The organism is Bradyrhizobium roseum (assembly GCF_030413175.1).
In the GTDB taxonomy this organism is placed as follows: Bacteria; Pseudomonadota; Alphaproteobacteria; order Rhizobiales; family Xanthobacteraceae; genus Bradyrhizobium; species Bradyrhizobium roseum.
In genome coordinates this window covers 4,840,078-4,867,000 of record NZ_CP129212.1, presented here as the reverse complement: position 1 = coordinate 4,867,000, position 26,923 = coordinate 4,840,078, and the positions used below count along the sequence as shown (strand labels likewise).

25 protein-coding genes and 1 pseudogene are annotated in these 26,923 nt (G+C 61.6%); 21 read left to right on the top strand and 5 right to left on the bottom strand.

Going from position 1 to position 26,923, the window contains the following annotated elements; all coding sequences use genetic code 11:
* Window positions 1-307 precede the first annotated feature (307 nt).
* The 6 genes from QUH67_RS23130 to QUH67_RS23105 all read left to right on the top strand — a co-directional run bounded on the left by QUH67_RS23130 (window position 308) and on the right by QUH67_RS23105 (window position 4,680).
* The gene (locus tag QUH67_RS23130; protein WP_300941531.1) at window positions 308-883 is read left to right on the top strand and encodes a ribbon-helix-helix domain-containing protein; all 576 of its coding nucleotides are present in this window, start codon (window positions 308-310) and stop codon (window positions 881-883) included.
* Window positions 804-2,303 (top strand): MFS transporter, encoded by a 1,500-nt coding sequence (locus QUH67_RS23125; RefSeq protein ID WP_300941530.1) that lies wholly within the window; start codon window positions 804-806, stop codon window positions 2,301-2,303. Before QUH67_RS23130 ends, QUH67_RS23125 begins: the two co-directional genes overlap by 80 nt.
* Entirely contained in the window at window positions 2,300-2,938 is a 639-nt protein-coding gene (locus QUH67_RS23120; protein ID WP_300941528.1) for an acyl-homoserine-lactone synthase, read from the top strand. The genes QUH67_RS23125 and QUH67_RS23120 overlap by 4 nt, the downstream gene beginning before the upstream one ends.
* A gap of 40 nt (window positions 2,939-2,978) precedes the next feature.
* Entirely contained in the window at window positions 2,979-3,515 is a 537-nt protein-coding gene (locus tag QUH67_RS23115) for a cysteine hydrolase family protein (RefSeq protein WP_300941526.1), read from the top strand.
* 161 nt (window positions 3,516-3,676) lie between these two features.
* Window positions 3,677-4,345, top strand: coding sequence for a thermonuclease family protein (locus tag QUH67_RS23110; protein WP_320416092.1), 669 nt, complete (start codon window positions 3,677-3,679; stop codon window positions 4,343-4,345).
* 137 nt (window positions 4,346-4,482) lie between these two features.
* Complete coding sequence (locus tag QUH67_RS23105; RefSeq protein ID WP_300941525.1) at window positions 4,483-4,680, top strand: hypothetical protein; 198 nt, start codon at window positions 4,483-4,485, stop codon at window positions 4,678-4,680.
* Window positions 4,681-5,088: 408 nt separating this feature from the next.
* On the opposite strand, the gene QUH67_RS23100 is transcribed toward QUH67_RS23105, so the two are convergent.
* Genes QUH67_RS23100 through QUH67_RS23085 form a run of 4 tightly spaced genes read right to left on the bottom strand, consistent with a single transcriptional unit; the run spans window position 5,089 to window position 6,553 of the window.
* Window positions 5,089-5,253 carry a hypothetical protein gene (locus tag QUH67_RS23100; protein WP_300941523.1) on the bottom strand — a complete coding sequence of 55 codons (165 nt, stop codon included), beginning with the start codon at window positions 5,251-5,253 and terminating at the stop codon, window positions 5,089-5,091.
* The gene (locus tag QUH67_RS23095; RefSeq protein WP_300941521.1) at window positions 5,250-5,912 is read right to left on the bottom strand and encodes an SOS response-associated peptidase; all 663 of its coding nucleotides are present in this window, start codon (window positions 5,910-5,912) and stop codon (window positions 5,250-5,252) included. Before QUH67_RS23095 ends, QUH67_RS23100 begins: the two co-directional genes overlap by 4 nt.
* Window positions 5,905-6,123: a hypothetical protein gene (locus QUH67_RS23090; protein WP_300941519.1), complete on the bottom strand. Its 219-nt coding sequence runs from the start codon at window positions 6,121-6,123 to the stop codon at window positions 5,905-5,907. Before QUH67_RS23090 ends, QUH67_RS23095 begins: the two co-directional genes overlap by 8 nt.
* A gap of 16 nt (window positions 6,124-6,139) precedes the next feature.
* The gene (locus tag QUH67_RS23085; protein ID WP_300941517.1) at window positions 6,140-6,553 is read right to left on the bottom strand and encodes a hypothetical protein; all 414 of its coding nucleotides are present in this window, start codon (window positions 6,551-6,553) and stop codon (window positions 6,140-6,142) included.
* A 201-nt stretch (window positions 6,554-6,754) separates the two neighbouring features.
* On the opposite strand from QUH67_RS23085, the gene ligD reads away from it, so the two are divergent.
* From ligD to QUH67_RS23055, 6 genes are all read left to right on the top strand, one after another.
* Entirely contained in the window at window positions 6,755-7,657 is a 903-nt protein-coding gene (gene ligD / locus QUH67_RS23080) for a non-homologous end-joining DNA ligase (RefSeq protein WP_320416091.1), read from the top strand.
* 322 nt (window positions 7,658-7,979) lie between these two features.
* Window positions 7,980-9,563 carry a recombinase family protein gene (locus QUH67_RS23075; protein ID WP_300941515.1) on the top strand — a complete coding sequence of 528 codons (1,584 nt, stop codon included), beginning with the start codon at window positions 7,980-7,982 and terminating at the stop codon, window positions 9,561-9,563.
* 207 nt (window positions 9,564-9,770) lie between these two features.
* Window positions 9,771-11,879, top strand: a complete 2,109-nt coding sequence (locus tag QUH67_RS23070; RefSeq protein ID WP_300941513.1) for a ParB/RepB/Spo0J family partition protein — start codon at window positions 9,771-9,773, stop codon at window positions 11,877-11,879.
* Window positions 11,880-12,102: 223 nt separating this feature from the next.
* Window positions 12,103-16,398, top strand: a complete 4,296-nt coding sequence (locus tag QUH67_RS23065; RefSeq protein ID WP_300941511.1) for a strawberry notch-like NTP hydrolase domain-containing protein — start codon at window positions 12,103-12,105, stop codon at window positions 16,396-16,398.
* On the top strand, window positions 16,398-17,441 hold the full coding sequence (locus tag QUH67_RS23060) for a DUF7146 domain-containing protein (RefSeq protein WP_300941509.1): 1,044 nt from the start codon (window positions 16,398-16,400) through the stop codon (window positions 17,439-17,441). Before QUH67_RS23065 ends, QUH67_RS23060 begins: the two co-directional genes overlap by 1 nt.
* A gap of 383 nt (window positions 17,442-17,824) precedes the next feature.
* Window positions 17,825-18,757, top strand: a complete 933-nt coding sequence (locus QUH67_RS23055; protein WP_300941507.1) for a DUF2493 domain-containing protein — start codon at window positions 17,825-17,827, stop codon at window positions 18,755-18,757.
* A gap of 523 nt (window positions 18,758-19,280) precedes the next feature.
* Here the strand turns inward: QUH67_RS23055 and QUH67_RS23050 are convergent.
* On the bottom strand, window positions 19,281-19,547 hold the full coding sequence (locus QUH67_RS23050; RefSeq protein ID WP_300941506.1) for a hypothetical protein: 267 nt from the start codon (window positions 19,545-19,547) through the stop codon (window positions 19,281-19,283).
* Between QUH67_RS23050 and QUH67_RS23045 the strand changes: the two genes are divergently transcribed.
* From QUH67_RS23045 to phnC, 9 genes and pseudogenes are all read left to right on the top strand, one after another.
* Entirely contained in the window at window positions 19,546-19,866 is a 321-nt protein-coding gene (locus tag QUH67_RS23045) for a DUF736 domain-containing protein (RefSeq protein ID WP_300941504.1), read from the top strand. The genes QUH67_RS23050 and QUH67_RS23045 overlap by 2 nt on opposite strands.
* 449 nt (window positions 19,867-20,315) lie before the next feature.
* Window positions 20,316-20,459 carry a hypothetical protein gene (locus QUH67_RS23040; protein WP_300941503.1) on the top strand — a complete coding sequence of 48 codons (144 nt, stop codon included), beginning with the start codon at window positions 20,316-20,318 and terminating at the stop codon, window positions 20,457-20,459.
* Between the two features lie 220 nt (window positions 20,460-20,679).
* Entirely contained in the window at window positions 20,680-20,994 is a 315-nt protein-coding gene (locus QUH67_RS23035; protein ID WP_300941501.1) for a hypothetical protein, read from the top strand.
* A 230-nt stretch (window positions 20,995-21,224) separates the two neighbouring features.
* Window positions 21,225-22,046 carry a DUF2285 domain-containing protein gene (locus QUH67_RS23030; protein ID WP_300941500.1) on the top strand — a complete coding sequence of 274 codons (822 nt, stop codon included), beginning with the start codon at window positions 21,225-21,227 and terminating at the stop codon, window positions 22,044-22,046.
* A gap of 152 nt (window positions 22,047-22,198) precedes the next feature.
* A complete protein-coding gene (locus QUH67_RS23025) occupies window positions 22,199-22,417 on the top strand; it encodes a helix-turn-helix domain-containing protein (protein ID WP_300941498.1) in 219 nt (72 codons plus the stop codon).
* Complete coding sequence (locus QUH67_RS23020) at window positions 22,407-22,943, top strand: S26 family signal peptidase (RefSeq protein ID WP_300941497.1); 537 nt, start codon at window positions 22,407-22,409, stop codon at window positions 22,941-22,943. The genes QUH67_RS23025 and QUH67_RS23020 overlap by 11 nt, the downstream gene beginning before the upstream one ends.
* A gap of 75 nt (window positions 22,944-23,018) precedes the next feature.
* A pseudogene (locus QUH67_RS23015) lies at window positions 23,019-23,232 on the top strand (ABC transporter substrate-binding protein); the annotation flags it as partial.
* A 739-nt stretch (window positions 23,233-23,971) separates the two neighbouring features.
* Window positions 23,972-25,036 (top strand): IS110 family RNA-guided transposase, encoded by a 1,065-nt coding sequence (locus tag QUH67_RS23010; RefSeq protein ID WP_300948139.1) that lies wholly within the window; start codon window positions 23,972-23,974, stop codon window positions 25,034-25,036.
* 1,124 nt (window positions 25,037-26,160) lie between these two features.
* Window positions 26,161-26,919, top strand: a complete 759-nt coding sequence (phnC, locus tag QUH67_RS23005; protein WP_300941495.1) for a phosphonate ABC transporter ATP-binding protein — start codon at window positions 26,161-26,163, stop codon at window positions 26,917-26,919.
* Window positions 26,920-26,923 lie beyond the last annotated feature (4 nt).

Genomic DNA, 26,923 nt, shown 5'->3' with positions numbered 1-26,923 from the left:
CTCCGATACCGTTGTATCGATCACGTCAATCGCTTCGGATCGAGGCTGGTCGGCCGCGCTCCGATCGACAGCCACGGCACTTCTTGTATCGAATTTCATCACAGGACTGACGTGACGTCTGCTCGCTTCCGCTGCGGAAGCCTCGTTTGCAGGCGGCGCAATTGCGTGTCGGATCAACACATGGCTTTGGCTTGAAATAATCCGGCAGCCCCGGCTCCGCGTGCGCAGCGTGATAAAATATCACGAATGTCCTGTGTTGGCGGACAGGCCGGCCACTCATCAATCAAACGTTAAGCGAGCTTCCGCAATGAAACCCAGGGTCGGCGTCTATCTCTCCAAACGAACAGCTGCGCGGTTGACGATGGCCGCCAAGCGACGCGAAATCACAAAATCTGCGCTCGTCGAAGCCGCGATCGATCGGTTTCTCGCTTCCGACGGCACATCTGATGCTGTCGTACTGACGGGTCAGCTCGCCGATTTGAGCGGCCAGGTTGATCAGCTCGACAGGAATCTCGGCATCGTAAGCGAGATCGTCTCTCTTCACGCCCGGTTCCATCTGGCGGTTGTCCCGGAGTTGCCCGCAGCGACACAGCCCGCCCCGTGCCGGGTCGGCTCCGCGCGTTTCGACGAGTTCGCGGCCCAAGTGGAACGGCGTGTTCAGCTCGGAGCGCCCCTGATGCGGGAGACGATGAACCGGCTCGACACGACGGCAGCTGCCGTCACAGCAACGGGAGATCGGGATTCTGTTGGCGGCGTGCCCGCCGCGTGCGGGACTGGTCTCGCTGCGTCGACCTGGGTTCACGATGCGCAAAACGCTGCTGCCGTCCAGGAGGACGGCAGCACCGACAACTTTCCGGTCCGCCCGAGACGCCCTGTGCACTGACGCAGCCACCGGCAGCGATATTCAGGGTGATGAGCTGCGGCCTTCACCGCGACGAGCCGCGCTGACGCCGCTTAGGGCGTTCCGCGAAGGAAGGAGATTTCTGTCGGGAAATCGTATGCTGATCACGCGGGTGTTTCTGCCGTTCGCGGCGGGCTTCTACCTTTCCTATCTGTTTCGCACCATCAACGCCCTTGTCGCTGCTCCGCTGACATCGGATTTGGGACTTGCGGCCGGCGATCTCGGTCTCCTGACGTCGGCTTTCTTTTTGACCTTTGCGGCGGCGCAGATACCGGTCGGGGTGCTCCTGGACCGATACGGTCCGCGCCGGGTCCAGAGCGCATTGCTGTCGGCGGCCGCCGCTGGTGCTGCGCTGTTCGCTGTTTCGGACGATTTTTTTCTGCTGCTGGCAGCAAGGGCGTTGATGGGCCTCGGTGTCGCCGGAGCCCTCAACGCCGGATTGAAGGCGCTCGTTGTGTGGTTTCCCAACGATCAGCTGCCACTTCTCAATGGCTTCATGGTCATGCTGGGCGCGCTGGGGGCCGTAACGGCGACGTTGCCAGCCGATTGGTTGCTTGCCTCGATCGGATGGCGCGCCCTTTTCGTCCTGTTCGCTGCCGTGACAGTCGGCTGCGCGATTCTGATCTATGTCGTCGTGCCCGAGACCGCGAAGGTTACGACGGGCCCGGCCGCTGCCTCCCTGAAGGAGGTTTATACCGATCCCCGCTTTTGGCGCGTCGTGCCGCTGTCGGCGGCGACCATCGGAACGGCCTGGGCATTGCATGGACTATGGGCGGCGCAGTGGCTCACCGACGTCGAAGGTCTCAACCGGACCGCGATGGTGTGGCATCTGTTCGTCATGGCGGTCGCGGTCAGCCTCGGCGCGCTTCTGTGGGGCGTAGCGGCCGACGGACTTCGGCGGCGGGATATCGGTCCGCAAGCCGTGCTGGGAGTTGTCGCGGCAGTCTTTGTCGCAGCTCAGCTCGCGCTTATCCTGCGATGGCCATTGTCGTCATACTTGCTGTGGGCGATCATCGCTGCCGTCGGCGCTGGCACTATTCTTGGTTACGCAATTCTCGCCGAGCAGTTTCCAAAAGCGCTTGCCGGGCGAGCCAACGCGCTTCTCAACTTCTTTCATATCGGTGCGGCGTTCGCTGTGCAGATCGCAACCGGCCTGGTGCTGCAGCACTGGTCGCAGGACGCCGGGCGTTATCCGGAAATCGCCTACCAGACTGCGTTTGCGATCAACCTGGGCCTCCAGATCCTGGCGGGAATCTGGTTCGGGCTTCCCTGGGTTTTCGGCATCGTGAAACGGACTTTCCGCGCGTCCTCGAAGGTCGAACCCACCTGCAAAATACGACAGGTGTCGCGGGCGTCGATCTCTGGTTGTGTGCCGCCTTCGTTAAACGGGAGATTTCCATGAATGTTATCGCTCTGTCGCAACACCAGTTCGGGCTGAACCTCGATCTGCTGGCCGCGATGTTTCGCCTTCGCCGACGCGTGTTCAGGGATCGTCTGGATTGGACCGTGTCCGTCACGGGCGATCTTGAACTCGACGTCTACGACGCCTTGAATCCAACCTATCTCATGCTGGTGTCCGCCAGACGCGAGGTTGTTGGTTGTGTCAGGCTGCTACCCACAACTGGGCCAACGATGCTCGCTGACACGTTCCCTCAGCTGCTGGCGGGGCTTAGTCCGCCTCGAAATGACCGGATCCTTGAAAGTTCGCGATTTTGCGTTGACACCAGGCTCGCCGCGGAGCCCGCAGAACACGGACTTAATCGTGCGACCTTCATGCTGTTTGCCGCGATGATCGAGAGCCTCGGCATGTCGGACGCAGACAGTATCGTTACTGTCACCGATACCAGAATGGAACGTATTCTGCGGCGCGCGGGATGGCCGTTAGAGCGTCTGGCACCTCCGCAGCGCATCGGCCAGACCATGGCGCTCGCTGGTTTCTTGCATGGATCCGAGGAGACGCTCTCAAGCATGTATCGTCACGCTGGCGTTGAAGGCCCGGTTCTCAGTCAGCTGGAAACCCTTCAGACCGCAGCGTAGCGCTCATGTTTTCAGACCTCGCAAACGATAGGTCGACCAGATGCTGGCGGACCCACGTCAAAGCCTGCTCGTTCTAATCAATCCCGCACGTGCTGGATCTCACGCCGCTTCGGGCGAGTTCATCGCCCGGTGGCGTGAAAGTCTGGCCTTGCTTCCGGCGGTCTTTGAAATCCTTGGGGTCGGCGTGCATGCCATCGGAGATTTCGATGCAGCGCTATTGCCTGCCGAGTTGGCTCGTTCGATGACGTCGCTGGAGGGGGATGGTCTATCGTTGTGGCGAAACGAGCAATTCAGGACGTCAATCGCGACATCGAATGTGAGCGTGATCTTTCTCGGCGGCGCCTTCCTGGAAGAAGAGGTCTTTATTGCCGCGTTGGAGGCGGTGAGGCTTGGCTACGATGTGCGCTTGCTCGCCGACCTGGCTGTGGCGCGCAGCGAGGCGGACCGCTCGCTGGTTCTTGATCGCCTGGCGCTCCACGGCGTGCTCACCACGACTGTTCGGCAGGCCTTGTTGGAGTGGGCGGTGTGTCTGGACGATGCCATTTCCACGCAAAGGGTCGTCAAGCTCCTGTCGTGACAGAATTGTTACCCGCAGGCGCGAGACGGGCCCATCGTCGTCGGTCTTCTCACTGCAGAAAAAGACCGAGGGCAGCGCGACAAACGCTAAATCGCTGGACGAGCGCTTGCGATCACGATAGAACATATAAAGAACAAACGACCAGGCTTGATGGCGCGATCATGGCTGCAGCATTTTTTGGAAGGCTATGTTTGTATAGTAATTACAATGTTTTAATTGAATTTTTTCAATGCAAGTTTTGGGAGCTGTCGGGCTGCAGGCCCTGTCGTCGCATCGCGGCGAACGACGTACCCGGCCTCCGAGCAAGCGCGGCCGTCGGTCTCGCCTTTCTGCTCTTTCTCGTCATGCCCAGTGTCACGTTGTCGGGCGAGTTGTCGGGGCAGGCGAGCGTCATCGATGGCGATACTCTGGAAATTCGAGGGCAGCGGATTCGCCTTTGGGGAATAGACACGCCTGAGAGCACCCAGCTTTGCCGTGCTGACGATAGTCGACCGTACCGCTGCGGTGCGAAGGCCGCCAATGAGCTCGACGCCTTCATTGCGGGCCGACCGGTGTCGTGCGCGCCGCTCTCCCAGGATCAGCATGGCCGCACGGTTGCTTCCTGTTCCGTGAATGGAATTGATCTGGGGGAATGGCTGGTGAGAAACGGGCTTGCGCTCGATTGGCCGCAATATTCAAAAGGCCGGTACGCGGTTGTTCAGCGCGAGGCTGACCGGGCGGGGCGAGGGGTCTGGTCGGGTAGCTACGTCGCCCCATGGCTGTACCGCGCGTGTCTTCGCGCACAGGGCAGTCCTACGAACTGTTCAGATGACGCGAACGCGCATCCTTGAATGGTCCGGAGCGAATCGCTTCGAGCTGGCGTCTCGTGCGCGACGCCTTTGTCGAGCAAAGCGCGGCGCTGGCGCGATCCGGGCGACTCGCGCTAAGCAATTTGTGTCGATCTGCCTTGCTGTCCGGAAGGAACAAAATGGTTGCTGCTGTCCGCGAATTGCCAGCTTCGGGTTACGCCATCGAGGTGGATGGCCTCATGAAGACCACCTTTGCGACCAGCGCTGGCGCCAGGGCAGGTGCAGTAGAATTGAAGAAGCGCTTTCCTCTCCTTTGCATAAGAATCTATGACGCCGAGGCAGATGTCCGGGAGGAAATTAGGCTGCCGCAGGTGTAAATCAGCGCGAACATTCTTCTCGGCCATTCTTCTCGGCGCGCTCAGCGACCGGATTGCGCGGTCAAAACGACGACACTGTTGGAGCTGCACGTCGGGCAGCGTAGCGATGGTTTTCGATGTGATTGGTCCGGATGACCACAACAGATGGGTTTTCGATTCTGACGATTTGGCGCGTCCGCGATGCGGACCGGGCTTATACGCTGCGCACGCCGAGCCGGTTCGTCTCGGCCCTTCGGGTAACAATCCCTCGCGCAAGAGATGGAGAACGCCTCGCCGGGGGCACTCGTCGAAGGGGCCCCTGTCAAGCGCTGGCGCTTGACAGGTCGCTATCACTGCCCCGTCGCCGGGTGCCGCTGTTAACCGGTCTCGGCGTCCGCGGGTTCACTGCGCTGCGCTTCGTCTGACACGCTATTTCGGTTGGGCGATGCGCCTGCGGCGCACGCCCGATGAAGAGCAGATCAAGGCATGCATGTAATTGCGCTTCGCGAAGAGGCCGCGCAGGGAGTGACCGTAGGGATCGTGCATGGCCATGGCGCGGCATAGCTGGATTTCTGGCTGCGGGGTATGTTTCATGCAACAATCACGTCTTCCTTCTCCGGCCCCCGCATCACGATCGTGAGCGCATCATCCGGCAACGGCCTCTGCAACGCCTTGGCTTCCTCCCAGGGCGCCCGCATCCAAACATCCCGTTCCTCATCGGTCAGCAAGATGACCGGCATCGCCTTGGGATGGATCGGTTCGACAACTGCGTTCGGCGTCGTGGTCAGAAAGCCGTAGACGAGGTGCGGCCCTGGCACCGGCCTGGACTTCGTACCTCGGTCGCCTTTGAACTCGGTCCAGATACCCGCAAAGGACGCCAGCGGTCGTTCCTCATTCACCGCGAACCAGACCACGTCCTTCCTCTTGGTCTCCGGATTCCGTTCGGGCGCGTATTCAGCAAAACTGTTGAAGGGGACCAAACATCGATTCTCAGGCTTTAACCAGCCGCGCCAGTGTGGCGACGAGGTGTTGCGGATGTTGGTCACCGGTGGTCCACCTGTGCGCGGTGGCGGTGGCATGCCCCAGCGCATCAGGGTTATCTCGGTGCCGGCATCGGTGTTGCGGATAACGGGAGCAGGGTAGTCAGGAAACACGCCCGACATCGGCGCCAGGTTGCCAACGTAACGGTTGACCACGCGAAACAGTGCGGCAATCGCTGCCTGGTTCGTCGTGATGCTGTAGAGGTTACACATCGTAGTCAGGCAGTTTTACGCTGATTAACGAGAGTTCTTCTGAAAGCGCTCTCACGGCCTTCATCGCCTCTTCGATCGCATTGTCCATGCTGCAACCGAACGGTACCACGAGTCCGAGAGTCTTCTCGTCATCGCCATCCCATCGCACCGTCACAATCGAACGTTTGCGGGTGATGTCGTGGTGCATGCCGGTAATGATCAAGTTTGCCATTCATACCCTTCCAGTTTCACCTTTCGCCCGGCCACCATGTTGACGCCGGATCGTTGACGGAAATCTTCGTCGCCCGCAGGGCGACCAGATGGCTTCGCTTGTAGGGTCGCCCTTGCAGCCGCGAACAATCCTTGCATCGCATGTAACGCTCCAGCTCGTGGATTGGCGTCGTCTTGGGTCGCCGGACGATGTTCAGCGGCACTGTCTGATGCGTGCTGCAGCCAAGGCACTTCACCTCAAGGTAAAAGTAGCCGGCATTGAGGGCGTCACCCAGCGCGGGAGAAGGCTGCGCGGGCCCCTGAAAGCCAAGCATCCGCTTGTTCCACGCCTCGCACGCCAAACGATCGGCCGCCGTACGGGCTTCCGCCGCTCGTTCTGCGGCGGCACGAATTGACGCGCCATAAATGCTTTCGCGAGACTTGGTAGGCATTGCCTATCAAAGCGAGTCATGGGGCTCAACGCAAATAGCACTATGGCTGGTAGGGAAGGCTGCCGGAACCGCGTTGGATTGTCGTTCTGGATAATTGCACCGAGCACCAGGTACGCCTCCCGATTGTTCGGGAACTTCAGGAATTAAGTAAAATGCCGCCATTGCCCACCGATACACGGCGGGCATTTGTGAGTTTTCAGAGTGCCAAAGCGTATTGAGATGCCGGGGTTCATTAAACCCCAGCTCGCCAGCCTGCGTACCAAAGCGCCCCAGGGCGAGCAGTGGCTCCATGAGATCAAGTATGATGGCTACCGCATGCAGGTCCATCTCAACCGGGGACGCAAGAAGGTATTTACCCGCAACGGGCTCGACTGGTCCAAGCGATTCACCGAGATCGCCGGCGCGCTGGCCATTTCGGGTGAAGCCATCATCGATGGCGAGGTGGTGGTCGTCCATGAGGGGCGCACCAACTTCTCTGAGCTGCAGGCAGAGCTGGCTGCGGGCAGGCAGGGCCGGCTGGTCTACTACGCCTTCGACCTCCTCTGGAGGAATGGCGACCTCCGCAAGCTGCAGCAAATCGAGCGCAAGCAGATGCTGCTGGATCTTTTCGGTAAAAACGATATCGAGCTGCCCGTGCTCTATTCTGAGCATCTTATCGGCGATGGCCAGCGGATGTTCGAGCACGCCGCCAAGCTGAATTGGGAAGGCATCATCTGCAAGCGGGCGGACGCTCCATATCGGTCAGAGCGAAATGAGAACTGGCTGAAGATCAAGGCCGTGCAGAAGGGGAAGTTCCCCATTGTCGGCTTTGTCAAAGACCCGAGCGGCGTAGCCGCACTTTATCTCGGCAGGCAGGAAGGCAAGGACCTTGTCTATGTGGGCAAGGTCGGGACAGGCTGGTCGCGCACCGTCTCAAGCCAGGTGAGGAAGCAGCTCGATACCGTTGTCAGCCCGAAATCGAAGCTGACCAGACCGATCAGGAAACCGAAGGCAATTTGGGTTGAACCGAAATTCTTTGCCGACGTCGAGTATCGAGACGTCACATCGGAAGGCCTGCTACGGGCCAGCTCATTCAAGGGACTTTCGCGCAAGGATCAATTCTGATCGTGCCTTCTTTTTCGGACTAGGCTGTGTATGTGAAAATCATCCGAAGCGGGCGTGGAGCGAAGAGCTGGGTGTCAGTGTGGGGCGGGCATGCCGTGCGAATACGTCAGCGCTGACGGGCATAAAGACCCTGACATCGGCCAGCTCCTCGAAGTGCCGTCGACCCGGTAGAGCTGCTTACCGAACAGCAGGCACTCGCTCCGCTTCGCCGCTGTCACCTTAGGTCAGTATACTCCACCTTTCCCCGTCTAGATATTGTGCTAGGTTGCCCGGCAGCCCCGTTTTGCGCCGCTGATGCGAGCTGGTACGGCGGAGGCACGACATGGTCAATGCACTGATCGTTCGTCCGCGATCCGACCTGGTGTTGCCGACCAGCGCCGGGCGAGCTGCTCAGTACGTCCGGATGTCAACGGACCATCAGCGCTACTCGACGCAAAACCAGGCTGCTGCCATCGCGGTCTATGCAGCGCAGCATGATCTTGTGATCGTTCGTACCTATGCGGACGAAGGCCGGAGCGGCCTTCGCATTCACCGCCGCCAGGGTCTGATTGAACTAATCGAAGACGTTCGCGACGTCCGGGCGGACTTTGATCACATCCTTGTTTACGACGTCAGTCGGTGGGGAAGATTCCAGGACACGGATGAAAGCGCCTATTACGAATTTATCTGCCGTCAGGCGGGCGTCAAGGTTTGCTACTGCGCCGAAGAATTTGACAATGATGGCAGCGTCATTGCGAGCATCGTAAAGAACCTCAAAAGGGTGATGGCTGCCGAGTTCTCAAGAGAACTTTCGGTCAAGGTCCACGCTGGTGCCTGCCGGGTGGCCGCTCTCGGATTCAAGCAGGGTGGCGCCGTCGGCTATGGTCTCCAGCGCGAGCTGGTGGACGAAGATCGATGTCCGAGAGGAATCATCTTGAGCAAAGGCCAGCGCAAGCATCTGCAGGCCGATCGCGTTCTGGTCAAACCTGGACCCGAGCAAGAGCAACGAATCGTGGCTCAGATTTTTCGGGAGTATGTGGTTCATCGCAGATCACAAGCATCAATCGCTCGCTTGCTCAACAATGAACAAGTGCCCAACCATCGTGGAACGGTCTGGTCGGACGCGATGATCCGCAACATCCTGAGTAATGAGGCTTACATCGGCAACAATGTCTATAATCGCAAGTCGTTTCGGCTCAAGCAGGTAATGAAGAATAACCCGCCTGAGCTATGGGTCAGAGCGACAGGCCTGTTCGAGCCAATTGTTGACAGGAGCATTTTCACTAAAGCGCAACAATTGCTGAAGGAGCAGTATGTCAGGCTATCGGATGAGCACATGCTGAAGAAGCTCCGCGAAGCGCTCGCATTGAAGGGAAAGCTGAGCGTCTCGATCATGACCGCGATGGACGGGATGCCGAGCCCGGCCTTGTATGCGTATCGGTTCGGCAGCCTTCGAGAAGCCTTTCGTCGTATTGGCTATGTCAACTCCGAGCGCGATTTCGATTATCTCGACGCGCGCCCACAATCCGATGCAGAGTTGTTCAGACAGGCATCGATCTTTGCCACGCGCATTCGAGCGCTCGGGGCAGCGGCTATTTTCGATACCGAAACGAAAGTCATGACGATTGATGGAAGGCTCGCCATCTCGCTGCGCATGGCGCGCTACTATACTGCGCCGCGCCACGCGCCCGCTTGGCTGCTTCATCGGCGGATCGTCGAGCCGGCCGGACACATTCTGGCGCTCAGACTGGATGAGCAAACAAACAGGACGGTCGCTGACTATTTCCTGTTGCCGTTGAACGAAATGGCGAAAGAGCGGATCAATCTCACGAGGACGCTTCGCTCACGGTTCGCGACCTATCGATGCCCCACCATGGATGACGTCTTGCGGGCCGTCATGACGAAAGTTGCGGCGCTATCGGCATAACGATTTGTCGGTGAGGAGATCGCTGCGTACGATGCCGTTCGTCATTATTTAGAATGACGCAGGAGCTTGAGCGCGAACTGCGCTTGGGCGTCGTATGCGGTCGAGCATCCGCGGATGGCTCTGGAGAGAGTTAGAGGGCTGTGCGGGCGCCGCGACGGGATGGAGGCCGAGAGAGAGGCTTTCGGCCGCCCGTCGTGGAGCACCCAGATGTCAAAGACCGTCCAGAAGATCACGCTATCGCCTTCGCGAGATATTCCTTTCAACAAGCTGGTGCTGAGCCAGTCCAACGTGCGTCGGATCAAGGCGGGCGTCTCGGTCGAGCAGCTCGCCGAAAGCATCGCCCAGCGAACCTTGCTGCAGAGCCTCAACGTCCGGGCCGTCGTCGACGCCGAGGGTAACGAGACCGGAATGTTCGAGGTTCCGGCGGGCGGAAGGCGTTATCGTGCACTCGAGCTTCTGGTAAAACAGAAGCGGATGTCGAAGACACAGGCGGTCCCCTGCGTCGTTCGCGAAGGGGGCATCGCCGAAGATGATTCGATCGCGGAGAACGACGAGCGGGTCGGCCTGCATCCGCTGGATCAGTTTCGGGCCTTCCTGACGCTGCGCGATCTCGGCATGAGCGAAGAGGACATCGCGGCGCGGCATTTTGTGACGCCGGCTATCGTCAAGCAGCGCCTGCGGCTGGCAGCGGTCTCGCCGAAGCTGCACGAGGTCTACGCCGAGGACGTCATGACGCTCGAGCAACTGATGGCATTCTCGGTCAACGGCGATCACGCCCGCCAGGAGCAGGTCTGGGATAATGTCAGCCGCTCCGGCTATGACGAGCCTTACCAGATCCGCCGCATGCTGACCGAGAACGCAGCCCGCGCGTCCGATCGTCGCGCGAGGTTTGTCGGCCTCGCAGCCTATGAACAGGCGGGAGGGCCGGTTCTGCGGGATCTGTTCGCGGATGACGACGGTGGCTGGTTGCAGGATATTGCTCTGCTCGATTGTCTGGTTGCCGACAAACTCAAAGCCGGCGCGGACGAAATCGCTGTGGAGGGCTGGAAGTGGATTTCGGTGGCGGTCGATTTCCCATTCGGTCATGCCAACGGCCTGCGGAAACTGGAAGGAACGCCGGCGGCGCTCACCGTCGATCAGCAGACTGCGATCGATACGCTCAACGCCGAACGCGACAGGCTCGAGACCGAGTATCAGGATGCGGATGAGCTGCCCGGCGAAGTCGATCAGCGGCTTGGCGAGATCGAGGCGTTACTGCTCACGCTTGAAGATCGATCGATGATCTACGATCCGGCGGATATCGCCCGTGCCGGCGTCTTTATCAGCATCGATGCCGAAGGCCGGCTATCCCCGGATCGCGGCTATGTCCGGGCGGAAGATGAAATGCCGGTGGTCGGGTCCGACGCCGCCGAGGGCGGCCAGACCTCAGGCGCGGATACGGCATCTGACCCGGCACACCGCACGGCCATTACGGTTGCTGGCGTGTCATCCGAAGCGGCCGGAGAGGAGGACGAAGCGGCAAAATCCCTGCCGGACCGGTTGATTACCGAACTGACGGCCCATCGGACGCTGGCGTTACGGGATGCGCTGGCGCAACATCCGTCAAACGCGTTCCTCGCAGTACTGCACAACTTCGTGCTTGCGACGTTCTATCGGTTCGCGTCTTCGGCCAGCTGCCTCGATATTGCGATTCACACGCTGGCATTTCCCGCGCAGGCCCCCGGATTGAAGGAGAGTGCCTCGGCCAGGGCAATCGATACCAGGCATGAGACCTGGAAGGCACGGCTCCCGAACGACGAGAAAGACCTTTGGGACACGCTCGCCGCATTGGACGGTCACGCGCAATCGGCGCTGTTTGCCCATTGTGCATCATTCGCCGTCAACGCCGTCCATGAGCCCGCAAGCCGCTACAATCAGGGCCGGGTATCGGCTCATGGCGTAGCCTCCAGGCTCGAACAGGCCAGCGTGCTGGCGCGCGCGGTCGGGCTCGACATGGTGCAGGCCGGTTGGAGGCCAACGATCGATAATTATCTCGGTCGCATTCCCAAGTCGCGTATTCTGGATGCGGTCAGGGAAGCAAAAGGTGAGGCGTCAGCACAGCTGATCGACCACCTGAAAAAGCCCGATATGGCGCGGGAAGCCGAGCGTCTCCTCGACGGCACGGGATGGCTGCCCGAACCGCTGCGCCTCGCCGGCGCCCAAGTGCATTCGTCGGGGCAAGAGGCGGAGGCGGGTCACTTGCCCGAATTCCTCGCAGGAGATCGGGACGAGAGCCCGGAAGACGAGGTTCAGCGACATAGTGTGACAGCCGAATAAGACGCGGCGCGGGCGAGGCACGCCCGCATCCATGTTTTCACGCCATCTGCAAAAGCCCGGCATCGCGCCGGGCTTCGGTTTTTGCGGTCACCTCGGCCGCGCATCGCCTGTGAGCCCAGCGGTTGATGAGAGTGAGGGGGCGGCCGGAACGGTTTGAGCCGTCCGGGTCGAGAGAGCGCCGGTCGGCTCAATCGATCCCGCTCTCTTCAGAGGCATTACCCCCATGTTGAACCTCCCATGCTCCGCCACCGCCGCGGCGGCGTCCACTATCGCCCGTGCCGCGCAGCTTCTTCTGTCCGATCTCGAACGTGGACGGCGAATAGATGCCGCGGGAATCCTGCGCTCCGCCATGGAACGGGCCGTCGGCGCCTCGGATGCTGCCGGGGCCTGGCATTGGAAAGCTGCCTATGAGGCCTGTGAGGCCGCGACGGTTCTGTTCCTGCGCAAGCATGGCCATTCGATGCTTGCGAGCGCGCAGTCGCCGGCTTCCTTGCTGCGGATGTTGGCCAAGGTCGCCAGTCTTCTTCCCACCCACACGCGTCGCTCGGAAGAAAGCGTCGAGCTTCAGCAGTTCTCGACACCGATACCGCTTGGCTTCGTCGCTTGCAGGGCCGCGGGTGTCACCCATACTGACGTCGTGCTGGAGCCCTGTGCCGGCACCGGGCTGCTGGCCATACTGGCCGAGCTATCCGGCGGCTCGCTGGTTTTGAACGAGCTCGCCGAAGGCCGGGCCGGGCTGCTGGATATTCTGTTTCCACGCCTTGCCGTCACGCGCTTTGACGCGGCGCAGATCGACGACTTCCTGGATAGAGGTGTCGCACCGAGCGTCGTTCTGACCAACCCGCCGTTTTCGGCGCTGGCAAACGTCGATCGGCGCATGGCTGACGCAGCGCTTCGCCATATTGCGTCGGCCCTGGCCCGGCTTCGTGATGGCGGCCGTCTGGTGGCGATCACCGGCGCCAACGTAACACCCGACAACTCCGCCTGGACAGCTGCCTTCAGCCGCTTGCAGGAGCGTGGCCGCATCGTCTTCTCGGCGGCTATCGCCGGGGCGGGTTTCGCCAGGCATGGCACGACGACCGATACGCGGCTCACCGTCATCGACAAGCAACCCGCCGAAGACAGGACGGTGTTTCTTCCATCTCGCGGTACGGCGCCGGACGTTGCCGCGCTGCTGGCATGGGTCCTCGATGATGTCCCGCCGCGGCTTCCTCTCGCCGAACCTGTTGCGGCCTCTGTCGGCCCATCCCGATCGCGTCCACGGCCACTCGGCGGTTCCTCCAAAGGCGGCCTTCCTGCCCAAACGGTCGCTGGTTCTGAATCTCTGGAGCTTGCCTACGAGACGGTGGACTGGGCGCCGCCGGAGGACACCCGGCTCACGGATGCGCTTTACGAAGAGTATGTCCTGCAATCGATCCGGATTTCCGGATCGCAGCCCCATCCCACCAAACTCGTCCAGTCCGCCGCAATGGCCTCGGTCGCACCACCCAAGCCGGCATATCGGCCGCATCTTCCGGCGAACGTTGTTGCAAACGGCCTGTTGTCGGGCGCCCAGCTTGAAAGTGTCATTTACGCCGGTGAGGCGCACTCGGCCTTCCTCGCCGGTCACTGGACAGTCGATGCAACTTTTGACGCCGTGGCCGCAGCACGTGACGACGATTCAAACGCCGTTCGCTTTCGTCGGGGCTGGTTTTTGGGTGACGGCACCGGCGCCGGCAAGGGCCGTCAGGCCGCCGGCATTCTGCTCGATAACTGGCTCAAGGGGCGCCGGCGCGCGGTCTGGATTTCCAGGAGCGACAAGCTGATCGAGGATGCACAGCGGGACTGGTCCGCGCTTGGCATGGAGCGGCTTCTGGTGACGCCGTTGTCGCGCTTCCGTCAGGGTACGCCAATCCCGCTGTCGGAAGGCATCCTGTTTACGACCTACGCGACGCTGCGGACCGATGAGCGGGGGGAGAAGCTTTCGCGCGTCCGGCAGATCGTCGAGTGGCTGGGTTCCGGCTTCGATGGGGTGGTGGTTTTCGACGAGAGCCACGTGATGCAGAATGCCGCAGGCGGAAAGGGCGAGCGCGGCGACAAGGCCGCCTCGCAGCAGGGACGCGCAGGGTTGCGGCTCCAGCACGCGCTACCCAATGCACGGGTGGTCTACGTGTCCGCCACCGGGGCAACCACCGTTCACAACCTCGCCTATGCCCAGCGGCTCGGTCTGTGGGGAAGCGAAGACTTTCCGTTTTCGACGCGCGCCGAGTTCGTCGAGGCGATCGAGCAGGGCGGCGTCGCGGCGATGGAAGTCCTGGCGCGCGACCTCAAGGCGCTCGGGCTGTATGCGGCGCGCTCGCTTTCCTACGATGGCGTCGAGTACCAGTTGGTCGAGCACGAGCTCACGCCCGAGCAGATCCGGATTTACGACGCCTATGCCGGCGCATTCAGGATCATTCACAACAATCTCGACGCCGCGATGCGCGCGGCCAACATCACTGGCGAGACCGGCACGCTGAACGCGCAGGCGAAGTCCGCGGCCCGCTCGGCGTTCGAGTCCGCCAAGCAGCGCTTTTTCGGGCATCTGCTCACCTCGATGAAGACGCCTTCGCTGATCGGCTCGATCGAACGGGATCTCGCGCAGGGTCATGCCGCCGTCATCCAGATCGTCTCGACCGGCGAAGCGCTGATGGAGCGCCGGCTTGCGGAGATACCCACCGAGGAGTGGGGCGACGTCCAGGTCGACATCACCCCCCGGGAATACGTGCTCGACTATCTCGCGCATTCCTTTCCGGTTCAGCTCTACGAGCCCTTCACCGATTCCGAAGGCAATCTTCTCTCCCGCCCGGTCTGTCGCGACGGCCAACCGGTCGAGAGCAGCGATGCCGTCGCGCGACGCGACCGCCTGATCGAGAAATTGGCTTCGCTTCCGCCGGTGCCCGGCGCGCTCGACCAGATCGTTCAGCGTTTCGGAACCGAAATCGTCGCTGAAGTCACCGGACGCTCGCGACGGATTATTCGCAAGGGTGACCGTCTCATGGTCGAGAACCGGGCCGGCTCGGCCAACCTTGTTGAAACCGCAGCGTTCATGGATGACGTCAAGCGCATTCTGGTGTTCTCGGACGCCGGTGGTACGGGACGCAGCTACCATGCCGAGCTGTCAGCCCGGAACCGGCGTCTGCGCGTGCACTATCTGCTTGAACCCGGCTGGAAGGCCGATGCCGCGATCCAGGGGCTCGGCCGCACCAACAGAACCAACCAGGCTCAGCCGCCGCTGTTTCGTCCCATTGCAACCAACGTGAAAGCCGAAAAGCGCTTTCTCTCCACCATCGCGCGCCGGCTCGATACGCTCGGCGCCATCACCCGCGGTCAGCGCCAGACCGGCGGGCAGGGGCTGTTTCGGCCCGAAGACAATCTCGAGAGCAGTTACGCCCGCGATGCGCTTCGTCAGCTCTACATGCTTCTGGTCCGCGGCAAGGTCGACGGCTGCTCCCTCGAGGCCTTCGAGGATGCCACCGGGCTGAAGCTGGTCGACGCGAACGGTATCAAGGATGATCTGCCGCCGATCACCACCTTCCTCAACCGCCTGCTGGCACTGACGATCCGCCTGCAGAACGTCCTGTTCACGGCATTCGAGCAGTTGCTGACCGCGCGGGTCGAAGGCGCCATCGCCTCAGGCGTCTATGACATCGGTTTGGAAACGCTCCGGGCGGAAAGCTTCGTCGTCACGGACCGCTGTGCGATCTATCGCCATCCTGCCAGCGGCGCGGAGACCCGGCTGGTTACGATTGCCCAGCGCGAGCGCAACCGGCCCCTGACCTTGGACGACGCCCTTGATCGTCTCCTGGACCGCCGCGCCGTCCTGCTGGTCAACGAACGCTCCGGCCGTGCCGCCGTGCAGGTGCCGGCGCCGAGCCTGATGCTGGATGACGGCGAGGTCGAGCAACGCGTGCGTTTGCTGCGGCCGATGGAAAGCCATCATGTTTCGTTGAATGCCATGTTGGAAAGCCATTGGCTGGAGACCGATCGCGATAGGTTCGGTGCAGCCTGGCAGGCTGAGCTTGCCGAAGTGCCGGAATTTACAGAAAGCACGATCCACGTCGTTGCCGGACTCCTTCTTCCGATCTGGAAGCGGCTGCCGAACGAGTCGACGCGTGTCTACCGTCTTCAGACCGATGCCGGTGAGCGCATCATCGGGAGGAAGGTTTCATCGGCCTGGGTCGCCGGCGCGCTTCCGGGGGAACAACCGACCTTGACGCCCGGGGACGCCTTTGCCGCGCTGCTCGAAGGTCGCACGGTTCTCGATCTTGCCGAAGGACTGAAACTCCGGCGGGTCCGCGTCATGGGGGCACACCGTATCGAGCTGTCTGGCTTCTCTGACGGTATGCGGGAGCGCTTGCGGGCCTATGGACTGTTCGCGGAGATCATCTCCTGGAAACTGCGCATGTTCGTGCCGACCGATGCCGGCGGCGTTGGCGTCCTTGCCAGGGTGCTCGAACGGTATCCGGTGGAGCGCATTGTCGAACGGGAGGCCGTGTGATGTCGCGCGACGCTTCCGAACTGGCACGCCGTCTCGCGCGCGAGGCCGAGGCGGTGTGTCGTCAGTATCTTTCCAACGGCAAGCGCGAGGGGCGCTACTGGACGGTCGGCGACGTCCAGAATACCCCGGGTCGCTCCTTGTTCGTACGGCTCTACGAGTCGCCGAAGGGACCGGCGGGCAAGTGGACGGATGCTGCGACCGGCGAACACGGTGACTTGCTGGATATCATCCGCGAGCGCCTTGCGCTGCGCGATTTCCGCGATGTTGCCGACGAAGCGAGGCGGTTTCTGAATCTGCCTCGCACCGCCGCTGAGCCTGACCCAAAACCCGTTCGTCCGGCGGTGCGGCGTGGGTCACGCGCAGCGGCACGGCGCCTCTTTGCGATATCGCGACCGATCGAGGGAACTCTCACGGAGCACTATCTGCAGCGCCGTGGAATTGCGGATGTGCATCATGGCGACAGTCTGCGTCATCAGCCGCGTTGCTACTATTACGGGCCTGACGACGTATGTCCTCCGGAAATTTGGCCGGCGATGATCGCCTGCGTCACTGATGTCGATGGCGTGATCACCGGGGTGCATCGCACCTGGCTCGATCCCGAGGGCTTTGGTCCGAACCTGCTCGGCAAGGCGCCGATCGATACGCCGCGACGGGCAATGGGTGATCTGCTTGGCAATGCCGTCCGCCTTGGCGTGGCGAATGACGTGCTCGTTGCGGGCGAGGGCCTGGAGACCGTGCTCTCGCTTCGTTGCGTGCTGCCGACCATGCCGATGGCGGTGGCACTCTCCGCCAGCCACCTCGCCGCGCTGCAGTTCCCGCCGACGCTGCGACGGCTCTACATCGCCTGCGATGCGGATGCGGCCGGCATGGGCGCGGCGGCGGCCTTGACGTCGCGCGCCGACGAAGCCGGCATCGAGGCCTGTGTCTTGTCGCCCAGGCTCGGCGACTTCAATGAAGACTTGCGCGCGTTGGGCCTTGAGGAACTTCGGGCAGCGGTATGTGCACAGCTCCCGCCGCATGACGTTGCACGCTTCCTTTCTTGAGACCACTATCGCGGGATAGGGCAGCCGGCTTGAACCCGGTATCGCCATCGTCTGTCCCGGTGCGGTCAGCCTTGGGCGCTCAGCTTTGGCCGGATAGAGCTGCGCCCATGGCCTTCTGGAGGGCGATCGGACGGCAGGCGGTCCGGCCCGGCAACGGCTGCGGTCACGGCTATTTTCCGCCGGCCCTGCGGGCCTTTGCATCGCGAAGCAAAATAGCCGCAACCTGCGCCATCCTCCGCTCCGCTCCGGCCCTGCGCTTCCGGCACGCCCTTTTGGGACTTCAGCGGACGAGACGCGCCGGGTTCTGGTCCGGTCCGCCCGCCGTCAGGTGATCGCCACGAAGGACGCGATGGGCGCGGCCGATCCGGCGAAAGGACCTCTCCATGACGACCGACGACGACGATACCCATTTCGAACGACCGCATGAATCATCCCCGACCGACCATGTCCTCAACGAGCTTCAGCTCTATGGCCACCGTCCTTTCCAGGATGAGCCCGACCCGAGGCCGCTACCCGAAGGCAAGGCCATCACCGCTGCCGTCGCCGATATCTTCGACGCCTTCGTTGCAACGCTGAGAGACACAAGGCTCGAGCCCGACCTGGAGGATCTGCTCTGGTCGACCGTCAACCTGTTCCACCGCGCGACAGGCCGCATTGAGCGGGAGCTCGATGGCAACGAACAGTCGCAGCAGAAGAGCCAGCGCGAGCAGAACGGCTCGGAGGTGCGATCGGTCGAACTGGAGCGTCTCACGGCCGAAGGCATCACCCTGATCGAACGCCGAAATACCATGGAGCTGTTCCGCGACCTGGCCACCGAGCACTTCGAGATGCACACCGGTTCTCCCTGGCGTCCGCGTTCCGGGTCACTGGTCAACCATCGCACGCTGACATCCGCCGTCATCGACAGCCGCGATTTTCTCGCCGCCAGGCGTCGCAGCGAAACCGAGACGATGATGCCGCCAGGCCCCAAAATCGCCCTGACGGGCGGATTGGACTTCAACGACGTGTCCCTGATCTGGGACCGTCTCGACAAGGTTCACGCCAGGCATTCGGATATGGTACTGCTGCTCGGCGGCTCGCCGAAGGGCGCCGAGCTGATCGCCGCTAAATGGGCTGCCCACCGCAAGGTCCCGCAGATCGCATTCAAGCCGGACTGGACCAGGCACGGCAAGGCAGCCCCGTTCAAGCGCAATGACGCCATCCTTGATGAGTTGCCGATCGGCGTGATGGTCTTCCCGGGCAACGGCATCCAGCATAATTTGCGCGACAAGGCGAGAAAGCTTGGCATACCCGTCTGGGAGTTTGGCGGCGCGTGAGCGCCGCTCTACTCGTTGACGTGCGACCCGCAACTGAGCTTTGCGTTTCTGCTCGAGCAATCCTCGATTGGCTGCGGTAGGGCATATCGCGATGCGGTAAAGTTCTACAGTAACTTGCGCCGTGATGGTGACGAAAGGCGCGGCCGTTATTCATGCAAACGGGGCCTTCACCATCGCCCCTGGACTGGCCCTTATCTCGCTCCGCATCGCTCACGGCATCCACGCAGAAGGGATAATCCATCCGCGCCTTCGTCGCCGAGAAGGCGCGCACGCATCGGCGCATTGAACGGAGGCTCGTCGAGCTTGCGCAAGATGAGTTTCGGGTTTCCCCGAATTACTCGCCGAACCCGCACCTGTCTCCAAGCCGACCCGCGCCAGAGCCGGTAGCCCTCTGGTTGGACCGGCCGGTTCTATTTCGGCGACGATGCCGCTGATGCCGCACATCGTTGCTTCCGCTGCGGACCCTGCCAACCTTCTTGTCTGCAACGACGCCAATGCCACGTCTTGTCCGTCAGGTTATGGTTCAGCGCGCGGACGCACCGGACCTCTCTGATGGCTCGATCTGGCCGAAGACCGGCTGCGCCTCGATCGCCTGTGCCGCAACACCGTCGCTGCGACTTTCTTCCCCTGGGCTGAAGCCCATTCCTCGCGAGACAAGAAAGTCGCAGCCCCGGTGTCCTTCGCTGTGCTCCGGCCCGCTGGCGGGTGCGTCGTCGATCGTCTTCGGCCTGTAGATCGCCATCGAGGCCGCGGTGGTCGCGGGCTCGAACCACAACAGGAGAAGTGACATGGCTACCATCGGTTCATTCAGGAAGGTCGGCAACGATTTCCAGGGTGAAATTGCCACCCTCAGCCTGAAGGCGAAGGGCGTTCGCATCGTCGCCGAAGACAACCGTTCTTCGGAGAACGCTCCCAGCCACCGCATCTATGTGGGTCGGGCGGAAATCGGGGCCGGCTGGTCCAGGCGCTCCGAGGAAGGCCGCGACTACCTCTCGCTCAAGCTCGACGACCCTTCGTTCAATGCGCCGATCTACGCGAACATGTTCAACGACGAAGAAGGAGACGGCTTCACGGTGATTTGGTCGCGGGCACGCAAGAGCAACGACTGACGCGCTCTTTCGGGAAACCCCGTCCGGTTCGCCGGGCGGGGCTTTTCGCGCTCAGCGATCAGCCTGCAGCGCCGCGCGCTGAAGCTGCCGCAATGACCGGCCGCCGAAGTCATGCCTCGGTGATGGCGAGAGAGTTTCGTGCGAAGTCGTCTGTCGGCGGAGGGGGGGCCGCAAAAGGCCGGTGTTACTTAGACGGGCATTCGGTTGCGGGTTTGGGCCGAATGAAACGGCCCTTGTAAAATCGGGGCAGGCGGCCGGTTTATCAAACCATTGTTTGCGCGATCGACGTGCTCGCCGATTCGGCTGCAATCCGGGTTCGAAGCGGAATACGCGAGTCCCTGAGTCGCGAAGGAGTCAATCGCAGCCAGTCAAATTTGCGCCGATCAGCGCTGCGCGACTCGTTCTACAGATATTGGGAGATTTGTCGGCTGAACCATAAGGAGGGGCCAATGAGAAGCCCATTCTGCTTTTTCACCGATCCACAGGCGGTGATCAAACGCAACTGCCTGAGCCAGCTGATTGTGAGCCTCTCGGCGCTCGCTTCAACGGCTATCCTGTTGGCCCAGCTGTTGCCAACAATGCTGGCCGGGTAGCGACCGGAATCCAAATTCCTCATCGGTCTACAGCCCGTTGGTGTGGCTGTTTTAGGCCCACATATGGCTCGATCAAAGAAAAAAGCCGGACCGTTCAGCGCATAGGCGCCTGGAGATCCGGCTTCGCGATTGTGAGGCTTTCTCGAACCACATCAAGCCGCGCAATTGGTTTCCTGGCGACAGGACTGTGCGCGCCTTGATGTGTCTCAGAAGAGATCGTGTGTCGAGAAGGACCTACTTCTTCTTTGCAGTCTTCTTCTTTGCAGCCTTCTTCGCCGGTACCTTCTTTGCCTTCTTCGCTTTCTTGGCCATGTTGCCCTCCGTAGCCCCAATTTGGTTCAATGCAAGTCGAGTGCCGACATGCATGATTGAAGAATACACGACAATTGCAGATTCGATACTGGCGGTTTTGAAGAAGGTAAACGGCTCTGCGATTTGCTGGCCTCAACGTCGCACCGTCTCATCACGCATCGACGATGTGGGCGCGGGCTTTGCGGCGGCACTTTTGCCAAGCACGATCAGGTCATCGGTCTGATCCGGACCGCCGATCGATACTGCGTTAGGTCGCTGTTCGTGTGACTGTCGTCTGGCCAGTAGCCGCGTCACTGCTTGTGGTCCGATCCGGACGCTGGGGAGGCACGTTGCGAGGATGATCGCGGCTTCGCGGAGATCAGAAATTAGGCTGGATAGAAACAAAAATGGCGCAGCACGCCATTTTTTGCCCTTACGATAGCGACTCGTCGGAGATTCGTTGGGGCATTTCTCGTGAAATACGCCACAGCCGCTACATCAAGTGCCACCGCCAGCCATGATGGCCCCGCAGCGTTCGATCCCAGCGACTGGGCCTGGGAATTTCTGCGGCGAAATCCGGATTACCGTGCTGACTGGCAAGCCTCCGTTCCGAGGCGTCTGGCGCATGTCACCTTGACGGACGGCACCCGGCTGTTGCGGTTACGGCGGCGCTATCCCCGCGCCGAACGGTGGGGGTTGTATGCGTTTGGGGATCCCTCGGTTTCGGCTCGCCGGGGGCCTGCGTTCTGGCACCTCGATGCGTTGCAGCGGACTGTCCGGCTTCGCGCGGAGCTTCCTGCCGAACCCGCCAAAGATCCTAAAGGCAGCGAGTTGCTTGCGCTGTCGGATTTCAGGGTCGATCGGGTCGCTGCCATCGGCGTCGATAGCGTCCCGCTGGTTCTGATGAAGGGCCCGGGAAGCCATGTGCCTGTCGAAATTTCCGGCCTGGCCGCGTTGTCGTTGCCGTTTGCGCCGGTGTTCGAAATCGGTGGCTTCGCCGACTTGAATGCTCAAACCGAATTGCTGAAGCGCCTCCATCGCTTTGCCGAACAGGCGCCGAATCCCGGCAGTCGATCGACATTTGGGATCGACGAGCGGCTGCATCATGCGTTGATTGCGCTCGATGAAAGTCTGGCCGGCAAGACCTATCGGCAGATCGCAATCACCATCTATGGCGAGAAACGCGTAGCCGAGGAATGGCAGGGACCGAGCCTGTTCCTCAAGGACCGCACGCGGCGGCTGGTCGCCAAGGGCACCGAGTTGATGAAGGGCGGCTACCGGGATTTGCTGCTCTAGGCGTTCGCGTCTTTTGATCGCCTGACTGCTCCGGCCGGTCCGGGTGGCGATTTCACTTTTCCCTCTCTTCGCCACTGCCGCCGACACGGCAATCGGACGACGCTTGCTGTCGCACCCGCACCTTGGCGAGGCGCCAGACGGGAACGTCGGATATGGCAGATGACGCAAGGAAAGATCAGGACCCACCGTTCCTGAATACCGTGGAGGCCGCAGCCTGGCTGCGGCTCACCAAGAATACCCTGGAGAAAATGCGGGTGCAGGGCAGGGGCCCGGTCTACCGCAAACACGGACGCTATGTCCGCTATCACATCGAAGACCTCGTCGATTATTCGAAGGCCAGCCTGCGGAGGTCGACATCCGATGCCAATTGATCGGCGTCTGCGTTTACGCATCGCCGCGCTGGCGGCGATTTCGGCGGCCAATGTTGCGATGCTCGTCGGCCTCGGTGTTCATGCACCACTCGTCATCTACAATGCCTCAGGCAGTGCGCCGCTCGGCTTCTATTACCTTGAGAACCGCCTGCCAGGCCGGGGAGAGGTCGCGGTCATCAGACCGCCGCCGGTGCTTGAAGCCTTGATGGCGGCGCGTGGGATCCTGCCGGCTAAAGTGCCGCTGGTGAAACAGGTCATGGCCGCCGGGGGCGATGAAGTCTGCCGCTCCAGGGAGAGTGCAGGCACTCTCGCCGTGAACGGCAGGGTCGTCGCCGAAGTACTGGACAAGGATCGGGAAGGGCGGCCCCTGCCGTCGTGGGATGGCTGCATCCGGTTGGTCGATGGCGAGTTCTTCCTGCTGCAGCCGCATCCTCATTCGTTCGATTCCAGGTATTTCGGGCCGGTACAGAGATGCGACATTCTGGGCGTCGCCCGGCCGATATGGACCTGGAATCCGGATCAATAGGCTTCGTGATCGATGACGAGGGGGGCTCTTCGCAAACTGTTGCATAAACTCTGTACTCGAGAAGCGGAGAAAGTCGCGCAGCTTCTGGTCCACGTGCATCGAGCGATGCGGTGAGGGCCTAACGCGCGAGAATGTCATGAAACAGGCGACCTCGCTCGAGGATGTCCCGGACGACAACACGCTACACGGGATGGCCATCAACACGTCGCCAACCGGCTACCGCGTCCGCAAGCAGCTTCAAATGACGAAGTTCAACGGCAAACGCTGGGAGGTGTTCGGGCCGATACTGGGGGGGCGGGCCCGGGTTAAGTCGTCACACTTTGAGTCCGATCGGCGGCCTGTGGACTGCCGATTTTCTCGACGCGCGGCGGTCACACCATTGCTTAACAACGAGCCGGGTGAACATGCCGCAGTCGACGGCAGCCGGGCACTTGCTTTGCGGGAGGCTGCCCGGTTGTTGGGCGGGTGGGCGCACCGTGACCAACATCCGGTTTGCATTCGTCACGCTGCAACACGATGACGCTAAGACTTTCGGTTTGCTGCTGAAGGACCCTCGCTCACGCGGCAAGAGTTCGCGGAGGAGCGCGATATTGACGTGCTGATGGGCGATGCCTTCGGCCCGCGCTCTACTCGTCGCTTCGCTCCTCACCGAGCCACCCTACGGGTGTCTCGGCCCTCCGGGTAACGATCGCTATCGCAAGCGCTCGCAAACAGTGGGGGGGCTCGCAAGTCAGCTGCCAAAGTCGCGGCGGCTCTTCGCAATGAATCGGCCACCAGCCGATGTGTTCGGGCAGGCGCTATTGGATGATCCACCAAAGTGACCCGTGTTGCATTTTGTCGCAAATCGCCGCGAGTACCGAGAGTCTGCTGGCTTGGAAGGTGGGCTCTCGGAACCAGCGACTGAGCAGGCGAGGAGGGCTCTTCAAATCGGGCTTCGAGATACCGGTGCACGGGGATAGGAAGGTGGTGGCCGAATCCGGAGCCTGGTGCAACGACTTGGAAGGTCGTTGCCAAAAGGGAGAGCTCCGATGAAACTGTACGTTGGATTGGACGTCGGCCTTGAAGAAACCAGCGTTTGCATCGTCGATGGCGAAGGTCTCACGGTCCGCGAAGTCAAGGTCAGCACGGAGCCAGCGGCGATCCGCTCCGCTGTTGAGGGCTACGCGGATCGCCTCGATAGAGTAGGGGTCGAGGCGTCATCGCTGGGCATCTGGCTGTACCGTGAGTTGCAGCCCACTGGGGTGCCGATCGTTGTCGTGGAGGCACGCCACATGCGCGTTTCGCTATCGACGATGCGCAATAAGACCGACCGAAACGATGCTCGCGGCATCGCGCAGATGATGCGGTTGGGCTGGTACCGCGCCGTGCATGTCAAGAATATCGACATGCAGAGAATGCGCACATTGTTGACCAACCGGAAGCTGTTGAAGCGCAAGCTGGTTGACCTCGAGAACCATGTTCGGGGCGCTTTGCGGGCCTATGGTTTGCTCGTCGGGGCCGTCGCCCGAGGGTCCTTTGAGGACCGCATCCGCGAGCTGATCGAGCACAGCGATCCGATTTTTGTGATGTCCATCCAGGTCATGCTCGACGTGCGCCGCGCCATCCTCGAAGGTTATGATCGGCTGCATCGCGTGCTGCTGCAGGTGGTCCAGCATGATCCTGTTTGCCGGCGTCTGATGACGGTTCCGGGCGTCGGTCCGGTGGTGGCGTTGTCATTCAAGGTTGGCGTCGATGACCCTCATCGTTTTACCCGCTCGCGTACGGTGGGCGCCCATTTTGGCCTGACGCCGCGGCGCCACCAGTCCGGTACATCGATCGATTTTGAGGGTCATATCAGTAAACAGGGCGATATCTCCGTGCGGGAGGCGCTCTGTGAGGCAGCTGCGAGTCTGCTGCTGCGGGTCAGGAAATGGTCGGCGTTGCGGGCGTGGGGTCTGCGGATTGCCAAGCGGTCGAGCATGCTGTGTGCGATTACGGCAGTAGCGCGAAAGCTCGCGAGCATTCTCCACCGGATGTGGGTGAGCGAGACCGACTTCCACGTCGGATTTGGTGCCAAGGTCACGCAACGGCTGCGCCTGAAGCCGGCGCAGTAACGACTGGAAAGACGAGCATCGGAAGGCCGCTGGGGCGACTCCCCAGCATGCTGAGGAGGGAAGGGAATTAGAGATCCGCGCGCGCGGTGAGCGTCCCCTGGCGGGGCCGCGAAACGGGGAATGTCCGCTATCTCTTGCCTGCTGCCGCCCCTCGGGGATGAGAGCGCTAAAGTGCTTGGACAGCCCTGTTTACCAACCTGATGAAGAGCATGCGACGGCCCTGGTGCTGAACGCGAAGGAACGCATGGACCCCGCCTGGTGAATGCCCGTCGCAAGCGCGGCTGTGGCGAGACTTGTGCGTGTAGATGGAGGGAAGCAGCGATGCTTGTTCTGCGAGGAGTCGAGAAAATCTGCAGGAGGGAGTTGACTTTGTCCGCCCGATTAGGAAGGCAAGATAAAAGCACGGGCGCCTGAGCGCGCCTAAGTCGTTGTCTGCACATCCAAGATTAGTTGCTACTGTATGTATCGTGTCGCTACCTCGTTCAGCTGCCATGGCGGAGCTGAAGTCGTGTCCAGACCCGCGAACGTAGCAGCCGGCGGCTGCTGTCATCCCTGCCAAGACGCAACATCCGGTCTGGATGCGCGCAGCGCCATAATAATTGAACGGGGAGCGAGCGAAGGCTGGTGTCGCGGTTATAACGGGAGCAGGTTCGCAGGTGCCCAAGAAAGCCGGGCCGTAGCTTGGACCTTCGAGAATCGCTTTCTAGACGTCTCCCCTTTTTAGGAGGGGAACGCCGTCAATCGATGCGACCTCAGGGGCCGTTGGCATTCGCGCGATAGCTTCCTCGACCAAGCCCACCGAACGCTCCAGGCGACGGAGAAGCGATGTCAAACGAGGCGCACCCTTTCAATACCCGCCGCGTCCGCGGTTCGAGTCCGGTCGGATTTGATGCAAACCAGCTGCTGGAACTCTGGTGCTTGCGGCGTGGCGATCTGTCCCCGGCCGGAATCGAAACAGCACTCCTCGCGGAATTCGATTCTGAGTTGAACTTGTTTACCAGTTCCGCCCGCACGCCGGATTGCCCTGGGCCGATTAGTCATCCCCACGTCATGGACGCTTGATAGTCGAACCGAACAAGGACCGAGTTTGTTCGGCAACAGCGAACACCGCTGCGAGATGCTACATGTTAACACTCCAGAACGTTGCAGTTACATACCGGAACGGCGTCGTGGCGCTGCGGCCGACCAGCGCGGTGTTCGAGCGAGGGAAGTTCACGGTCCTGCTTGGCACTTCGGGTGCGGGAAAATCGACGTTGCTGCGCAGCCTCAACGGGCTCGTGCGGCCGACTTCGGGGGAAGTTTGCGTCGAGGGTCGAGGATCGATCTTCGCCAGCCGGGCCCAGTTGCGGGCGCACCGGCGACGGACCGGCATGGTGTTCCAGCAGCATCATCTGATCGGGCGGCTGTCGGCGCTCGAAAACGTTTTGACGGGACGGCTCGCGGCACACAGTGTCTTGCGCTCGATTTTTCCGCTGCCGCGCGCCGATCGTCTGCTGGCGCTGGAGGCGCTCGACCGGGTCGGTCTTGCCGACAGGGCCCTGCACCGCGCCGACCAGCTTTCCGGGGGGCAACAGCAACGCGTCGGTATCGCGCGCGCCATGGCGCAGAAGCCCGAGATCGTGCTCGCCGATGAACCGGTGGCGAGCCTCGATCCCGCCACCTCGGTCCGGGTGCTGGAGGATCTTCACCGGATCTGCCGCGAGGACGGCATCACCGCCGTCGTCAGCCTGCATCAGGTCGATCTGGCGTGCCGGTTCGCCGATCACGTCATTGGCCTCGCTCAGGGACGCATCGTTTTCGAAGGCCCGCCGGATCAACTTGGACCCGCCACGCTCGATCGCATCTATGCGACGGAACGCGAGGGCCTCGCCGCCGCAGCCTGACCCA

Coding starts and splice junctions, on each gene's coding strand:
- QUH67_RS23095 (WP_300941521.1), bottom strand. CDS start 5,912: ATGTGTAACCTCTACAGCATCACGACGAACCAGGCAGCGATTGCCGCA.
- QUH67_RS23090 (WP_300941519.1), bottom strand. CDS start 6,123: ATGGCAAACTTGATCATTACCGGCATGCACCACGACATCACCCGCAAA.
- QUH67_RS23020 (WP_300941497.1), top strand. CDS start 22,407: ATGCCAATTGATCGGCGTCTGCGTTTACGCATCGCCGCGCTGGCGGCG.
- QUH67_RS23110 (WP_320416092.1), top strand. CDS start 3,677: ATGGCTGCAGCATTTTTTGGAAGGCTATGTTTGTATAGTAATTACAAT.
- QUH67_RS23085 (WP_300941517.1), bottom strand. CDS start 6,553: ATGCCTACCAAGTCTCGCGAAAGCATTTATGGCGCGTCAATTCGTGCC.
- QUH67_RS23130 (WP_300941531.1), top strand. CDS start 308: ATGAAACCCAGGGTCGGCGTCTATCTCTCCAAACGAACAGCTGCGCGG.
- QUH67_RS23120 (WP_300941528.1), top strand. CDS start 2,300: ATGAATGTTATCGCTCTGTCGCAACACCAGTTCGGGCTGAACCTCGAT.
- QUH67_RS23045 (WP_300941504.1), top strand. CDS start 19,546: ATGGCTACCATCGGTTCATTCAGGAAGGTCGGCAACGATTTCCAGGGT.
- QUH67_RS23055 (WP_300941507.1), top strand. CDS start 17,825: ATGACGACCGACGACGACGATACCCATTTCGAACGACCGCATGAATCA.
- QUH67_RS23070 (WP_300941513.1), top strand. CDS start 9,771: ATGTCAAAGACCGTCCAGAAGATCACGCTATCGCCTTCGCGAGATATT.
- QUH67_RS23075 (WP_300941515.1), top strand. CDS start 7,980: ATGGTCAATGCACTGATCGTTCGTCCGCGATCCGACCTGGTGTTGCCG.
- QUH67_RS23100 (WP_300941523.1), bottom strand. CDS start 5,253: ATGAAACATACCCCGCAGCCAGAAATCCAGCTATGCCGCGCCATGGCC.
- QUH67_RS23125 (WP_300941530.1), top strand. CDS start 804: ATGCGCAAAACGCTGCTGCCGTCCAGGAGGACGGCAGCACCGACAACT.
- QUH67_RS23115 (WP_300941526.1), top strand. CDS start 2,979: ATGCTGGCGGACCCACGTCAAAGCCTGCTCGTTCTAATCAATCCCGCA.
- QUH67_RS23060 (WP_300941509.1), top strand. CDS start 16,398: ATGTCGCGCGACGCTTCCGAACTGGCACGCCGTCTCGCGCGCGAGGCC.
- QUH67_RS23025 (WP_300941498.1), top strand. CDS start 22,199: ATGGCAGATGACGCAAGGAAAGATCAGGACCCACCGTTCCTGAATACC.
- QUH67_RS23040 (WP_300941503.1), top strand. CDS start 20,316: ATGAGAAGCCCATTCTGCTTTTTCACCGATCCACAGGCGGTGATCAAA.
- QUH67_RS23105 (WP_300941525.1), top strand. CDS start 4,483: ATGGTTGCTGCTGTCCGCGAATTGCCAGCTTCGGGTTACGCCATCGAG.
- QUH67_RS23050 (WP_300941506.1), bottom strand. CDS start 19,547: ATGTCACTTCTCCTGTTGTGGTTCGAGCCCGCGACCACCGCGGCCTCG.
- QUH67_RS23065 (WP_300941511.1), top strand. CDS start 12,103: ATGTTGAACCTCCCATGCTCCGCCACCGCCGCGGCGGCGTCCACTATC.
- phnC (WP_300941495.1), top strand. CDS start 26,161: ATGTTAACACTCCAGAACGTTGCAGTTACATACCGGAACGGCGTCGTG.
- QUH67_RS23010 (WP_300948139.1), top strand. CDS start 23,972: ATGAAACTGTACGTTGGATTGGACGTCGGCCTTGAAGAAACCAGCGTT.